This window comes from Flammeovirga sp. SJP92 (assembly GCF_001583495.1).
GTDB lineage: Bacteria > Bacteroidota > Bacteroidia > Cytophagales > Flammeovirgaceae > Flammeovirga.
In genome coordinates, this window is record NZ_LQAQ01000091.1 from 70,302 (window position 1) to 85,905 (window position 15,604).

Annotated in this window: 9 protein-coding genes; 3 read left to right on the plus strand and 6 right to left on the minus strand. The window is 33.8% G+C overall.

Annotated features, from left to right (window positions below; translation table 11 throughout):
- Nucleotides 1-118 precede the first annotated feature (118 nt).
- The 3 genes from AVL50_RS20250 (at nucleotide 119) to AVL50_RS20260 (ending at nucleotide 2,890) form a co-directional block, all read left to right on the plus strand.
- The gene (locus AVL50_RS20250) at nucleotides 119-1,114 is read left to right on the plus strand and encodes a DUF6588 family protein (RefSeq protein ID WP_157491461.1); all 996 of its coding nucleotides are present in this window, start codon (nucleotides 119-121) and stop codon (nucleotides 1,112-1,114) included.
- Between the two features lie 194 nt (nucleotides 1,115-1,308).
- A complete protein-coding gene (locus AVL50_RS20255; protein WP_062618305.1) occupies nucleotides 1,309-2,553 on the plus strand; it encodes a pyridoxal phosphate-dependent aminotransferase family protein in 1,245 nt (414 codons plus the stop codon).
- Nucleotides 2,554-2,713: 160 nt separating this feature from the next.
- A complete protein-coding gene (locus AVL50_RS20260; RefSeq protein ID WP_044203993.1) occupies nucleotides 2,714-2,890 on the plus strand; it encodes a hypothetical protein in 177 nt (58 codons plus the stop codon).
- Nucleotides 2,891-2,948: 58 nt separating this feature from the next.
- On the opposite strand, the gene AVL50_RS20265 is transcribed toward AVL50_RS20260, so the two are convergent.
- The 6 genes from AVL50_RS20265 to AVL50_RS20290 form a co-directional block, all read right to left on the minus strand.
- Nucleotides 2,949-3,488, minus strand: a complete 540-nt coding sequence (locus AVL50_RS20265; RefSeq protein ID WP_062618306.1) for a hypothetical protein — start codon at nucleotides 3,486-3,488, stop codon at nucleotides 2,949-2,951.
- Entirely contained in the window at nucleotides 3,481-5,517 is a 2,037-nt protein-coding gene (gene ligA / locus AVL50_RS20270) for an NAD-dependent DNA ligase LigA (protein ID WP_062618307.1), read from the minus strand. Before ligA ends, AVL50_RS20265 begins: the two co-directional genes overlap by 8 nt.
- A gap of 20 nt (nucleotides 5,518-5,537) precedes the next feature.
- Nucleotides 5,538-5,927, minus strand: a complete 390-nt coding sequence (locus tag AVL50_RS20275; RefSeq protein ID WP_062618308.1) for an HIT family protein — start codon at nucleotides 5,925-5,927, stop codon at nucleotides 5,538-5,540.
- 1 nt (nucleotide 5,928) lies between these two features.
- Entirely contained in the window at nucleotides 5,929-7,596 is a 1,668-nt protein-coding gene (locus AVL50_RS20280; RefSeq protein ID WP_062618309.1) for an AarF/ABC1/UbiB kinase family protein, read from the minus strand.
- A gap of 331 nt (nucleotides 7,597-7,927) precedes the next feature.
- Complete coding sequence (locus AVL50_RS20285; protein WP_062618310.1) at nucleotides 7,928-10,240, minus strand: BamA/TamA family outer membrane protein; 2,313 nt, start codon at nucleotides 10,238-10,240, stop codon at nucleotides 7,928-7,930.
- Nucleotides 10,230-15,512, minus strand: a complete 5,283-nt coding sequence (locus tag AVL50_RS20290) for a translocation/assembly module TamB domain-containing protein (protein WP_062618311.1) — start codon at nucleotides 15,510-15,512, stop codon at nucleotides 10,230-10,232. The genes AVL50_RS20285 and AVL50_RS20290 overlap by 11 nt, the downstream gene beginning before the upstream one ends.
- Nucleotides 15,513-15,604: the final 92 nt, after the last annotated feature.

Consider the following 15,604-nt stretch of genomic DNA (forward strand, 5'->3'; position numbering starts at 1 on the left):
ATGATCCATTTTTGGCTTAGTACTTAAAAGGATAATAGTATATTTGAAAGGCATAAGTACTAAGAAAAATTAATCGGATTGATATTGTCCTGATACATCACTCTAAGACGCATTACTTTTGAAAAGATTATATTTATATATAGGGCTATTTTTTTTAAGTCCATTGTCCTACTCTCAGGATGTTCTCTCTTTATTTTCAACAGAAGGTCAAAATGCTCAGGTAAGCAGTTTAGAACTCTTTAACCGTTATGCCAACCCTTTAGTAGAAAGCTACAAGTGGTCTGTAGGTTTAGGATGGAATCATACCGCTAGACCTCATAGACCTATTGGTTTTGACCTCAGTTTTGGTTCATCATTGGTATTCATTCCTTCGGAGCGACTTTATTATACAGTTGGAGATATTGACGGTGTAAGAATCATAAAAGGCAATAAGAGAATCCCTACTTTTTTTGGTAGCGATGAAACTGAATCTGTAATTGGGGTAAAAAATGATGATGGTACTGAGGCGATAATGCCGGCAGCAAAGGGTGTGAATATTCCAGTAGCTCCTCTTCCCTATCTTAAGTTTGGTTTGGGAATTTATAAAAACACAGAGATCATGGGACGTGTTTTTCCTAAAGTAGAATATAATGGAATTATACTTCAAATGTGGGGAGCTGGTTTAAAACACAATTTGATCCAATGGTTTTTTAAAGAGAAGTCCCCTTTTGATTTAAGTATTTTTGGTGGCTATACACAAGTGGAAGGAAATTATCCTTTGGAACAAAGTGAAGTAGCTCCTGTAAAAGATCCAGGTAATCTTAATTTCATTACACGAGGTGGTGATTTTGAGTTGATTATGTCTAAGACACTTCCCCTATTGACTCTTTATGTCAATTCTGGGTTTGTTTACAGCAAAAACACAACAAGATTTATCGGTGATTATAGGTTACTGGAAGATGAAGGTAAAACACTCAACCTGCCTTCAGATGGTGTTGTAGAGGAATCAGAGCTGAGAAGATGGAAATTTGGAGGTGGAATTATGCTTAAATTTGGTTTAGTTTTCCTTAATGGGGATTACACTTTCTCAAATTATCATCAATTTAACGTTGGAATGGGGCTTACATTAAAATAAACTTCAAAAATATGTTAAAAATACTTAAATGCTGAACTATAATAGTACGTTTTAGGACTATAAAACCGATTTTTGTCAATGTCTCAAAAAGAGGTGTGCTTATTTTATATGAAATTGAGTACTAAATATTCACTCCTGGGACATATTAGATTGTAATTAGAATAATGTTTCAAGCATTAAAATAAGACTATATCGTGGATTTATTTGAAAAACTTCTTCAAGACAGAGGACCATTAGGAAATCATTCCAAAATGGCTCACGGATATTATGCATTCCCAAAACTTGAAGGAGAAATTGCTCCTCGTATGACCTTCAGAGGTAAGGAAGTATTAACATGGAGTTTAAACAATTACTTAGGGTTAGCAAACCATCCAGAAATTAGAAAAGTAGATGCTGAGGCAGCTGCTGAGTACGGATTGGCTTACCCAATGGGTGCACGTATGATGTCTGGTAACTCAAACTTGATTGAAGAGTTTGAATCAGAACTTAGTTCATTCGTAGGTAAAGAAGATACAATGGTTTTAAACTTCGGTTACCAAGGTATCATGTCTGTTATCGACGCGTTATTAGATAGAAAAGATGTTGTAGTATACGATTCAGAGTGTCACGCATGTATCATCGATGGTTTGAGAATGCATGTTGGTAAGCGTTTCGTTTTCCCTCACAATGACATTGAGAACTGTGAAAAGCAGTTACAAAGAGCTACAAAATTAGTTGAAGAAACAGGTGGTGCTATCCTATTGATTACTGAAGGTGTATTCGGTATGTTAGGTGACCAAGGTAAGTTGAAAGAAATCGCTGACCTTAAAGATAAATATCAATTCCGTATGTTAGTAGATGACGCTCACGGATTTGGTACTTTAGGTAAAACAGGTGCTGGTGCTGGTGAAGAGCAAGGATGTCAAGATAAAATCGATATCTACTTCTCTACTTTTGCTAAGTCAATGGCTTCTGTTGGTGCATTCATCTCTTCAGACGAGCAAGTAATTGAGTATTTAAGATACAATACAAGATCTCAGATCTTTGCTAAAACTTTACCTATGCCATTGGTAAAAGGTAACTTAAAGCGTTTGGAAATGCTTCGTAACATGCCTGAGCTAAAAGATAAGCTTTGGGAGGTTGCTACTGCATTACAAGACGGTTTAACATCAAATGGTTTTGACATTGGTTTGACAGATACTCCTGTTACTCCTGTATTCTTACAAGGTGGACAGAATGAAGCAGTGAATATGATTATGGACTTAAGAGAGAATTACAACATCTTCTGTTCAGTAGTTGTATACCCTGTAGTGCCTAAAGGAGTAATCATGTTAAGATTGATTCCTACTGCTTCTCACTCATTAGAAGATGTAGAAGAAACAATCTCAGCATTCAAAGCAGTAAAACATAAATTAGAATCAGGTGAATACGCTAACGCTGAACCACAAATAATGAAGTAATTTATTATTGATTTTAATTAAAATAAAAAAAGGATAAGATTTCAATAAAAAATTGAGATTTTATCCTTTTTTTTCGTCAAAAATATTATAATTTTTCAAAGTTATTATATAAATTGCTATACACTTAATTAATTCATCGATAGAAATTAATATTAATAAAATGGACAAATTCACAGAATTAAAGGAGCTTATTCAGCAAACTGAAGAAGATGCACAGAAGTTCTACAACAGCAAAGTTGCTGCAGCTGGTACTCGTGTACGTAAGAACATGCAAGACATCAAGAAGCTTGCACAAGATATTCGTTTAGAGATCCAAGAGATCAAAAACAACGGATAGTTTTAAGAATAAGCTATAAAAAAAAGAGAGGTTAGATTTTAAAATCTAACCTCTTTTTTTACATCTTGTTTAGTACTTCAATAGCAGACTTCAACCTGTCGTCAAAAGAAAATTGATCTGATAGTAATTTCATTTCACAAAAATCTTCATCTTGATGTTCACCTAAAGTGACCCTACAAGTAGCATGAGATTTTCTTGTTAATTGATCTAATATTTTTGAAATTGAAAGTGAATATGTAAACAAATAATCAAATGATTTTTCAACAAATATTTGAAGATCATTCTTTACATTTCCACTATTCCAGTCGATTTTTGATACAGGTATAAGCTTACAATTAAAGGGTATTTCGAAATCTGTTTTACTAAATTCAGAGACAAATATTATTTCTAAATTTTTAACAGATTTGGGTAGAATATTCCTCAAAATTTTTATCTCATTCAATAAAGATTCAAGGTTCAATTTATCTTTTATATAGAATAAAAAACCAACTGAAGTAGCCTTCTTAAAGGGTAAATCATTATTATGGATAATTTCTTTTGATGGAGATTCTTTTTCAAGTTTGTAATTTAAAAGCTTGTTTCTAAATAAATTAATCATTATCCCCTATCAGTAATTGACCAAATTGTTCCTCGGTTAAAACAGTAATTCCTAAGCCCTCTGCTTTTTTTAATTTGGAACCTGCTTTTTCCCCAGCCACAAGATAATCAATTTTTGCCGAAATTGAAGTACGCACTTTACCTCCATTTTGTTTGATAAGGTCATGAATTTCATTTCTTGAATATACAGAGAATGTACCTGTACATACAAAAAGCTTATCATTTAGAGTACCTGCATTCTCTTTTTCAACCAATTCAAACTGAAGTTGATGTTTCTTGAGTTGCTTAATTAATTCAATATTATCCTCACTGTTTCTAAATTCTACAATGCTTTCTGCGATTCTTTCCCCTACTTCATAAACATCTGCTATTTGTTCTTTTGTAGCTTCAAAAAGAGTATCAATGTTTTTGAATACCTCAGTTAACTTCTCAGAGATTGTACTTCCTACATGACGAATGCCTAAAGCAAATAATACTTTCTCGTAAGGTATATTTTTAGAAGCTTCAATCCCCGATAGAAGGTTATCAATAGACTTTTGCTTAAAACGCTCCATGGCTTCTAGCTTTGTTGCATCAAGCTCGTACAAGTCAGCATAATTACTGATTAATCCCTTTTCGATTAGCTGTTCGATTGTTTCTCCACCTAGTGAATCAATATTCATTGCTTTCCTGCTGACGAAGTGTTGTATGCGACCTTTTACTTGAGGTGGGCAAGAAATTGTATTCGGACAATAATGCTGAGCTTCTCCTTCAATTCTAATAAGTACAGTATCACAATCTGGGCATTTATCAATAAACTCAACAGGGGTAGCATCTTCCTCTCTCATAGTTTTATCAATTCCCGTAATTTTTGGGATGATTTCACCACCTTTCTCAACATATACGTAATCGCCCTCAAAAAGCTCTAGCCTTTCAATTTCATTGGCGTTATGAAGCGAAGCTCTTTTTACTGTAGTTCCTGCCAATTGCACTGGTTCAAGATTGGCCACAGGAGTAATAGCTCCTGTACGCCCTACCTGATAAGTAATTTCTCTTAATTTCGTTTTTGCTGCTTCAGCTTTGTATTTATAAGCAATTGCCCAACGAGGACTTTTAGCAGTATTACCAAGTTTTCTTCTTAAATCTTCTTGATCAATTTTTATTACCACTCCATCTGTCTCCAGAGGAAGGTTGAAACGATCTTTATCCCATTTAGTAATGAAATCCCAAACCTCGTCAATGTTTTTTACCTTCTCGAAAGAGTTTGGAATATTGAAGCCCCAAGCTTGCAAAGTTTTTAAGGCATCATAGTGATTCTTGATGGAATCATAATTTCCAACAATTCCATAGATGTATACATTAAGATTTCTTTCTGCAACTTTTTTAGGATCTTGTTGTTTTAAGGCACCTGCACAAGCATTTCTAGGGTTTGCCAGAAGAGGTTGCTCTTTTTTGCCCTCACTTTTTCGGATTTCATTTTCGGCAATAATCCTTTCATTGTTCTTCTCAAAGGAATCCTTGCTCATGAATACTTCTCCACGTACTTCCAACTTTTCAGGGAAGTTTCCTCTCAGTTGTAAAGGAAGTGTCTTGATGGTTTTGGCGTTATTCGTGATTTCATCACCCTCTTCACCATTACCTCTTGTTACGGCTTTGCTTAGAATACCATTTTCATAAATAAGACTGATTGCTACACCGTCATACTTTAATTCACAGACCATCTCAGGTTGAATACCTAAGTCTTTTTGAATTCTAGTGTCAAATTCTATGAGATCTTCTTTATTGTAGGTATTGGATAAGGAAAGCATAGGCACCTCATGCTTCACTGTTGGGAAGTTTTTTGTAGGTGCACCTCCTACTCTTTGAGTGGGTGAATTGGGTAAAAGTAATTCCGGATGGGCTTCCTCTAGTTGCTGTAACTGTTGTAGCATCTGGTCAAATTCCTGATCTGATATTTCAGAAACACCATCGATATAATATTTTGTATTTAAATGATGCAACTTTTCCGAAAGTTGCTCAATTTGTTTTTTAACTTCTTCTTTTGATGACATGAGAAAATACTGACTATAACTTATAAATGAGTGCGAATTCTTTGTGCAATTTCTGCTAATTCTTCCTGACTTAGGTTTAATTTATTCGCAAAATTCATATCATGCATTGAGCTGATAGGAATCAAGTGCATGTGCGCGTGTGGAACTTCTAGTCCTATAACAGCGTGTCCAACACGATTACAAGGGAATTCTTTTTTGATCGCTTTTGAAATCTTTTTGGCTGCGACATATAATCCTGCTAGCAAATCATCGTCTAAATCGAACATATCATCTACCTCAACTTTTGGAATCAGTAAAGTATGTCCTTTTTGAACGGGTGAAATATCAAGAAATGCATAGTAGTTATCGTCTTCATATATTTTGTGCGAAGGAATTTCTCCTTTGATTATTTTAGTAAATATACTCGCCATTTTATTTTTTACTTTTCGGTTTGATTAAAAGATAAAACATTAATATTAATGATAATGAATACCCAATTGTACTAACAGTTGGCATACCCATAGCGTTTCTTTGTAAATAAGTCAGCGGTGAAGTCATCACAATAGACGATGAAATCAAGAGTCCTATAATTAATAAAACTATATTTAAATTAGAAGATGACTCCGCTATTTGTTTCGTTAAAGGTTCTAAACCTTTATGTTCAACATTGATAGATAACTTCCCTGTTCTTGTTTTCTTCAAAATGTACTTTAGCTCCATAGGGAGATTGTAGATTAATGAAGAAATCTGATAGAAAGAATAATAAAAATCAGAACTTAGGTTTTTTAATGAAAACTGTTCCTGAGCAAGTTTTTTTCCATATGGTTCTATCTCAGGTAAACTCTCTAAGGATGGCCATAACACATTGCATATACCTTCTAGAATAGCCAATGCTCTAAGGATCATAAAGATTGATCCTGGAACGGCTAAGTGATGCTTATAAATGATTTCTTGAAGGGTGCCAGTGATATCTGCCAACGTAGAATCAGAAGAATGAATAATATAGCGATCAACTAATTCACTCAAGTCTTGCTCTAATACTCTTAAGTCTTCAGCTTCAGATTCTTTAGAAATGCGTCTTAAATGCATTGCCATACCTCTCGCATCCCCATGTCCCATAGAAGTGAGAAAATTGGCAAAACTATATCTTTGGTATTTGGTTAAACGGCCAATCATACCAAAATCAATCAGAATAATTTTACCATCAGGTCGAACCAAAACATTTCCTGGGTGTGGGTCAGCATGAAAATAACCTTGATTGAAAATCTGATCCAAATAAAGATGAAGGCCATTCAAAGCCACTTGTTTTACATCTAATCCCCAAGATTCTATTGTTCTTTTATCCGTGATTTTACACCCGCTAACATACTCCATTACAAGGAGTTTTTTAGTAGTATATTCTAAATATGCATAAGGGATATGCAATTTTTCATTATTCTTATGAGCGTTTCTAAACTGTACAATGTTTTTAGCTTCAATTGTATAGTCTAATTCATTGATGATACTTTCCTCAAAGGTTTCAATAATTTCATCAGGATTCAAAATTCCATAACGCTCAAAGAAATGTTTAGTATGTTTGACAAACTCACGTAATAAACGCAGGTCTGTATGAATTTGTTCTCGTGCCCCAGGTCTTTGAATTTTAAGTACAACGTCTTGCCCCGTTTTCAATCTTGCTCTATGTACTTGACCAATACTGGCGGCTCCGAGTGGTTTATTATCAAAGAAAGAAACAAAGTCATTTAAATTCATACCTGTTTCTTTCTCTACAATAGCCATAGCTTCTTCTTCTGAAAAAGGAGCTACATTATCTTGCAGTTTTTGAAGTTCTTCAATTAAGTCTTGCGGGAGTATATCTGGTCGGTTACTCAAGGTTTGAGCAAATTTAACAAAGGTGGGACCTAAATCTTCAATGACCATTCGTATACGTTCTGAACGACTGAACTTAAGTACCGGTCTGTTGTCTCTCTTCCAATCATCAATAGGAACAAACCTACTTAGTGATGTAGTAGACACAACATCTTCAAACCCATACTTCAGTAAGATTTTTATGATTTCTTGAAGTCGTTGAAAATTTTTGACTTTGGTTGAAAAAAACATCAATTAAAAAGTATACAAATCTTAAGTATTAAAATAATTAGGATCTGAAGTTAAAAATTTATTTACCCTTGTCCTTATACTCCAAGAAAAAATATTTTACTATCATTTCAAATCATCAACTCGAAATAGAAACAGGTTTAAAGTTTTCTTAGTATTTTCTCACAAAATAAGTTTATTTCTGTGGAGTACTTATCAAAAATAAGGCATAAGAACTACTACTACAATTATATTGTTCATATTTAATCAAAGAAATGAATAAATCCATGAATTATAATTGAGAAAATTTTAATAATAAGTGAATGAATACTTCTTTAATTTTTAGGCTTCAATATTAGAATGGATAACCAATCGCTAAGTTAAAGACAATATCATTGAATTTAGTTTTCTTAATTACCCATTGGTCACCATCATCAGGTAAATAAGGTACTTTTACAGGAACAGCAAAGTCAAAACGTAATACAAAAAACTGAACATCAACTCTTAAGCCAACACCAGCTCCTATTGCTAATTCGTTGAATAATTCTTCCATTTTAAACTCACCACCTGGTAAATCATCGTTTTTATTAGATAACCAAACGTTACCGTAATCAACAAATGCTGCCAACTTAAGGTATTGATGTAAATCATAACGATATTCCACGCTTCCTTCTAGCTTTAAATCACCAGCTTGCTCGCCAAAGCCAGAGTCTTGCCCGTCATTATCAGAATTTTTACTTGGATCGTAACTACCAGGTCCGAGTGTTCTGGTTTTGAATGCCCTAATACTGTTTGGACCTCCCACAAAGTATTGTTGGACAAAAGGTAAAGCAGTAGAGTTCCCCCAAGGTTTACTGTACCCAATCACTAATCGGTTGGCCAAGGAACCTTTTTTAGATGTTCTAAAGAAGAACCTTAAATCATTAGTGAAACGGACATATTGGGAAAAGGGGCTTCCGAATATTTCATATTGACCTGTATCAGGATTTTTTTCAGCTCCTAATGTTTGCATTGCGGCATACCATAAGTTACCTGAAATAGCAATATCTCCTTTATAATAAAAACTTCCCCAATTTCTTTTCTTGTCCCATGTTGGTGCGTATTCAAAAGAATAATTTGAGCCTAAAATAAATTGATTTCTGAATGTTTCCTCTAGTGAAGGAAAAGCTTGCCCGATTGTAGTGCTATCTGTAGATCCTGTGGCTTGAAAACTGATTGCAACTGGGTTCAAAGTATGTTTGATATTCTCATTTGTTCTCCAGTCAAAACCGTAGGAAGTATTGAAATAGTTAAGGGTGTATTTCGGTAAAAAATGATACCTTTTGAAACCAATTCCAAAATTTGTATAAGGAATATAGAAGTCTCCGCCTGGATGTACATCTATTGGGGCTATTACTCTCGGAATTGATAATTTCGCATCAATACCATACCATGCGATGGCATCAATACCGTTTCCTTTTCCTCCAAATTGTTTTTGAATGCCCGTGAAACCTGTAATGGAAAGTCTTTCTGCACCTCCAAAAGTATTTCTATTTTTCCAAGTAATATCTAATTCAGGACCAGAGTATCCTGTTGACCACGTTGACATGGCAAGTTCTGTAGAAATTGCATGAAGTGTCACTTGAGACATCTTAGCGTTCACATCTAATTTACCATAATTCGGGTCATCAGTTGGTTTAGGAGTAAATTCCATGTTGACATACTTGAAAACACCCAAGCCAGAAAATTGTCTTAATGACGCTTGGTGTTTATGTCTTGAATAAATATCTCCTGATCTAGTTTGTAGTGTTTCTTCCAGAATTTTTGGTTTTAAGTTGACAGGGTCACCTTTAAATGTAATACCAGAATCAATTTCGATCACTTGTTGCTTTCTTTTTGATGCATTAAGACCATCAAGGTCAAAGTCGGGTTGTAATAAAACAGAATCGATAGTATACTGCCTCTTTGTTTTGGGAGGCATTTCTTTGAAGTATGCTTTTACATCAATTGTATTATCGCCTTTTGCACTGTCAAGGTCAAACATTAAATAATTTGAACTGAAAAAGTAAAATCCAGAATCTTTTAAAGCATTGTTGATTCTTACTCTCTCCGCTCTAAAATTATCTAAACTATATCTTTCTCCACCTACTAATTCTGATTTATCTTTGATTGATAACACATGTTCATTCAAAGGAATATCACCTTCCATTTCCCAACTTACGTTGCTTAATCGATATGGTGTTTTCTTGACATAAACATCATATTTCACGCTTGCAGACTTTGTTTTTTTGTCACTTTTTTTCTTGAAATAAACTTTTGCATCAAAATATCCATTATTATTCAAGTTGTTCTGAATGAGATCTGCCGTTTTTTGCATGACATTTTCCTCATAGTAAACAGGTTTACTACCGAAGGTTTTTGCCATCCACTTTTTCATACCTTTTGGACGTTTGGCATTTTCTCCTCTGTAATAGTACCATGCACCAGATTTAGAATTAGGCGAAGTGGTCTCCGCTACTTCTTGAAGTGCATATTTTAAATCTCCATCAATACCTACAGTGTCAGTATGATATTCAATAATTGCACCTGTGTAAAAAGCTTTATCTTCTTCAATATATTTTGTAATACTACAGCTGTTAAGAAGCAAAAGGAAGATAAGTGATATATTAAAAAATAATTTATTCATCATTTTGAGCCAATGATATTATCGTAGTTTCGTTTTTTTGATTAGGGATAAATAAATGAAGAATGTTTGATTCATTTATCGGAAGTTTTTGTTGACCAATCGGTTCTGATTGTGTCTCTTTCGTTTCTTCTTTTTTGATACTATCTTGTTCGATTATCGTTGTCGAAGAATCTGTATCTACATTTACAGAGTCTGATTTAGCAGGTTTCATTGATGTTGAATTGGCTGGCTTCATACCTCCACTGTTGGAAGTGCTGTCAGAACCGGCTGCTTTCATCATGCCCCCTCCCGAGTTTGATCTTTTGATCATACCCATTCTTTTCCTAATATCTTTCTTCTTATCAAGGTTTCTGATAAACAACTCTTTACTATTGTTATATTCTTTTGTAAACACTATTGAAACACCTGTTTTAAAAACATCTGGAGTAAAATACTGAGCATCGATTGATCTGAAAAGTCTGTTTTTTAATGTACCGTCAGTCAATAATTTATATTCTAGTAAGAAGTCAGTATTAAAACTATTGGAGTTGTTGTTATTGGCATTTTGATTACCATTGACAGCCATTTTACCACCTACAGAAACACTTAATCGATCATTAAATAAAGTCTTTTTTAATGTAACACCCACATCTGTTCTATTACTTGAGTGGTCACCCTCTGTTTGAGAATAAGAATCCAAGTCAAAATCAACATCTACAAAGCCATTCGTAAGATTATCAGTGACATTATTCAATTGCTGACTTATGATTGAACTAACAGAACCAGCCACCATATCAGAGGTGCTTGCTCCTTCTCCTCCAGCGTCATTCAGGAATGTTCCTAAAATCAGTAAGGCAAATACCTGCTTGTTCAATTGTGATTCATCTTGATTCAAGTTTTCAACAGCTGAAGCAATTTTATCACCACCTTGACTACCTTCAGGGTATTCTAGTTTAAATGAAAGTTCAGGTTTGATCACATCGCCATTCATATTCATATAAACAATAAATTTCCTTTTGGCTTTATATTGATTGACCTCTGCTTGTGAAATTTGATTAGCTACTAAAGGATATGGAGATGTAGAAGCTTCATAAATTGCTGTCATATTCGCTTGAGGGTTATAGGGATCTCCGGTCCAGAGTACACTACTTCCTTTGGCGAGCTTTAGTTTTTTATTCATAAGCTGATAGAAGGTCATCGAATAATCACCTTCTGTGATAGTATATTGACCAGACATCACCATATCATCTCCTCCGTCCATTCTTAAGTTTAGAGTGCCACCACCAACTAAGGTCAATGCATCACCTGCTCTAGGATCAATTACCACTTTAAATATAGATTGTTCATCAATATGAATGGTTGCTGAGATCTCATAGTTATCGCCTTTGGTTTTCACAACAGTGGTATCGCCTTTTTCAACAAAATTAATAATGTCATCACCGGTGTCAACATCACCAACACCACCGTCCATATATACATAAGTAAGATCTGTACCTCTGCTGATTCTTACATCTGAGTCTATGATTAAATGATCTAAAGGACCTTTTATCTTAGTTAAATTACCAACTATCAATTTTCCGTAATACTCAGGATTATCTTGTGAAGTAGAATTGATTAAAGTAATATCATCGGCCGAGAAACTTAAGTTGAAATTGAACTCTTCATAGTTTTCAGTTTCAATATCGCCTTTCAAAATTGCTAAATGTCCTTCATCATCTTTGAAACCAAATTGGTTGAAATGTATTCCTGAATTATCAAATACCATTTTTCCATCAATACCTGTCAAACTGACATTTAGAAGATCAACTTTAAAGGATGGTTTATCCATCAATATTTCACCAGCTACATGTAATGGTGCTTTTCCCAGACCTTTAACTTTGATACCTCCATTAAAACCGCCACTTAAGTTTGAAGCATAACCAGTAGAGAATTTTTCAAAAGGTTCAAGTAGTAATTCATCTACGTCAATGGACAAATCAAGCGGTGCAATACTGTCCACCATATTGTAAGTAGCTTCTGAAGTAATTTCACCAATAGCTCCTTTTATGCTTGTCTCATTTTTGTAAATATCTCTATTTCGAGTATTTGAAGCTGTATTTTTTATCGTTGCTAGAATATGGTTGAAGAACCCAAATTTATCAATTGACAAATCAGCTGATAAATCTCCGCCATTGTGAAGGTTACCGATATTTACTAAAGCATTGATCTCACCATTGATTAATGAAGTATCAGTTTTGACATTATAGGTAGCGGAGTCAAGTGAAAACTTATTAATTTGGAATGTATACACTGTGTCTTTTTCATCAAACTGAGTGGTTTCAAGTTTGATCCGCTGTGCTCCCTTTTCGATATGCAAATTATTGACATAAGGCATATTTCCATCAGACAAAATATAATTATCCTTGTTGACAGCCCAGTGTTCATTATTGACGATAATCTTATCTTCTAAACTAAATTTATAAGTGGTTGAATCTAATTCAAGATCACCTCCCATATACAACCATTGTTTTTGATAATCTTCACTAAATCCTTCCGTTTTAAAAGTAAGATGATTGTTTGATCCATCCCCTCCAAAATTCCAATGGTGAACAGCATAATCTTCATAGCCAAGCATTAAGAAACGATGAAACCCTAAATCATATTTCAACTTCTCTGTGTTGGCGTGAACGTTGGTATAAATAGTATCTAAATGATAATCAGAATAAGCAATCTTTGGAATGAGTAAATCAAAATCGAAAGTGTTGGCGGCAGCGTTGAAGTGGAACTCACATTTTTCAAATTCCAGACTGTCTAAATCCTGAATTGTACCATTAGTAAGCAGTTCACTATCCTTGATTTTAACATAACCATTTAGATTTCCTTTTGATGGTGGCAATTTACCAATCATCTTTCTAGAAGATAAGAATTGTGAGAAGTAACGTTCAATCATCACTGAAATGCTGTCAAGAGTTACGTCAGATTCGACACGAGCTTCGACAGCCTCAGATTCTAAATTGACAAAGAAATGAGTGCTATCTAATTCAACGTGTGATTTCACATAACTTACATCATGTCTTTCTTTATCTTGTATGAAATAAATTTTATCTAAATTGAGTGTTGAATTTAGGTTTTCTACATCAAATCCAATCGTATTTGATTCTATATCCATACCAAATGCAAGTGTATCTTCATATAGATTGAGTTCATATAAGTCTATTACATTGACCTTACCATTAATAGATGCTGTCGGAATTTCTTTATTCATATCTACAGTTCCTACAAGGTCAAAATTCATAGCTTCTTTATCCGCAAAAGCTTTCCATTTGGCTGACTGTCTATCAATACTCATTTTCATAGACAAGCCTTTATAATCGTAATCGTTGTATTCTGCTTTCTGAAGAATAAATGAAAGTTCGGCGATTAGATCTTTTTCCACATCAAACCCTTTTCCCGTCAGTGTTAAGTCAGTGCTTATCTTTCCGATGGTAGAATCTTTTAAAATACGCCCGATATCTAAATCATATGTTTTTGTTTTCAGGGCATATTCATCTTCATTTTTAAGGTCGAAGTTTAAAGTAAAATATCCATTGTCAAAAATATTGATTTGGGATTGTGTAGTAACATGTGTTAATCCTCCTTGTGCTCCTATGTTCCCTTGTATTCTTCGAGGAATTCTATAATCCTGTTGCATTGCAGAATCCAAGAAAATATCTAATAAAGGAGGTGTGTAAAACTGAAGTGAATCTATTGTTATACTATAGCTCAATGAATCATCAGACATTACATTGGCTAAATCCATTTTAAAGTAAGTGCTTATGCCAAGACTTGTTGATAGCTCAGTGTTATCAATTGACATTTTTGCTAAATCCCCTTCCACGACTGTTTTTGCATCAAGATCATGTTCTAAGAAAGGTTGAATAAGAGTATCTGATTTTAATGTTGGATCAAAAATAGTGGCATCACTAAAGGCGATATGCGCCTTTTTTAATGAATTTTTGAAATACAATTTTTCAGGATAATCCCCTATTAAAAACAAATTTGGATAGCGGAGATAAAGATCATTTTGAATGAAACTATTGTTGAGCTCAAGCAACAAGTTATTTACGGATAATTCTCTGGGTTGAATAGAAACATCAGTTCTAAGATTATTGACCTTAAAACCACTTTTCTCACTCACATAAAAAGAGAAAACTTCGAGGTCAATTTTATCATTGTCAATAACAATATCATTTGTAATGTTATCAATCTGATTAAAATAAATGTGATTTGGATCTAAGCCCGACTCGACTTTTTCATACAAGTTGTCATCGTATTTCAAAGAAAGTTTTTCAATCTGTGTTTCTTTGATATTAATGTTCCATCCTAAATCCAAAGATTCTAACCTTGTCAACTTAGGTTTTACATACGGCTCATCAACTTTCAAAGTATCAGAGACCAAAGCATACTTAATATGAGAATTAGTTAATTTATTACTTTCAATTGAGATGATTGTCTTTTCTAAATCGAATAAGTGATTATCAATTTCATAGAAGCCAATCTTCACTTGTGCTTTCTCTTTGAGGACATTTTCATTATAATACAAAGAGAAATTATCAATCTTACCTTTTTTCAGTTTTAATATAAAAGGAGTACTTTCAGGACTTTCCTCAACTGGAACATCTTCACTTACTGGCATTGGACCAAACTGAGTATAAACAACCGTTGAATTATTTAATGCAAAATAATCAATGGCATAAATGCTGTTATTAAGGTCTATTTGAGGAATTGATGTTTCTGCTCTTCCTATTTCAACCTCAGCAGTTAAGTTCAAAATACTATCAACGTAATTGAAAGTGGTATTTTCGATCAAAATAGAATGAATTACAATTTCTGGTAAAGGTGATGAAGTTGTATCTTCTACGACTTCCTCTTCCTCACCAGAAGCAAAGGCTTCTATTAAATAATCAAAATTAAATTTCTCATCAGTACCTACAACAATTGTAGAAGAAAATCCTCTTAGAGCAATTTCATCGAGGATGATTTTCTCTAGAGAAAGTGTTTCAAAATCAATATCAACTTCAAGTTCCTGAGCGGAAAAAAGCACCTCATTTTTAGGTGTAATCAAGGAAACCTCCTCAATAACTAATGATTTTGGGAAATTTAGGGCTATGTATCCTATTTGAAAGTCACTGTTTGTTTTTTCTGAAACATAAGAAGTAACTTTTTGGACAACTAGGTTTTGTATGTATGGTACTCTTAATATACCATAGATTGAGCCTAAAAGAATTATGAATAAAAGAAGAATACCAAAAAATATTCGCTTGAAAGATCCTTTCATTATCGAATAGAGGGAATTGTGATCTATATATAAAAGTGAAACATAAAATTACTTAAATATTATATGTAGACCCAATTAAAAAGATGAAATAA